This window comes from Aeromonas sp. S8(2024), from assembly GCF_041403085.1.
GTDB lineage: Bacteria > Pseudomonadota > Gammaproteobacteria > Enterobacterales > Aeromonadaceae > Aeromonas > Aeromonas dhakensis.
In genome coordinates, this window is record NZ_JBGLRF010000025.1 from 1 (window position 1) to 529 (window position 529).

General features: G+C 46.9%; 1 tRNA gene and 1 rRNA gene. Both read right to left on the reverse strand.

Annotated elements, in window-relative coordinates:
- Positions 1 to 192: 192 nt before the first annotated feature.
- A tRNA-Glu gene (locus ACB031_RS22755) sits at positions 193 to 268 on the reverse strand.
- 200 nt (positions 269 to 468) lie between these two features.
- A 16S ribosomal RNA gene (locus ACB031_RS22760) occupies positions 469 to 529 on the reverse strand; the annotation flags it as partial.

Here is a 529-nt window from a genome sequence, read left to right on the forward strand (position 1 = left end):
GTACAACAAGGACCAAATAAAATTTGGTTTTCGCCAAGAAGTTTCCAAAGCACTTGTAACAAATGTTTGAGAACTACTTTTTAAATCAGCTTTCCAGATTGTTAAAGAGCACGTTTGCAACGGTCAGTGACCGAAGAAAACAGAGTTAAGAATCAGTTCTTAACTCTGCATTCTTGTTAGCAAGAAGAGAAGTGGCGTCCCCTAGGGGATTCGAACCCCTGTTACCGCCGTGAAAGGGCGGTGTCCTAGGCCTCTAGACGAAGGGGACCCGGATTTGTCTTTGCGCTTGCGCGCAGGTGATTGGGTAACGGCTCGCGCCATTATTCACATCCCAACACCCAACAAAAGGGCTTCTCTTGTTCAACCGAGGGTTGAACAAGCACTGACGCTTTCGCATCAGGTCTTTGCTCTAACTACTTTGAATCAAGGCAATCTGTGTGAACACTCAACAACTTCGTCATCTTAAGGTAAGGAGGTGATCCAACCCCAGGTTCCCCTAGGGTTACCTTGTTACGACTTCACCCCAGTC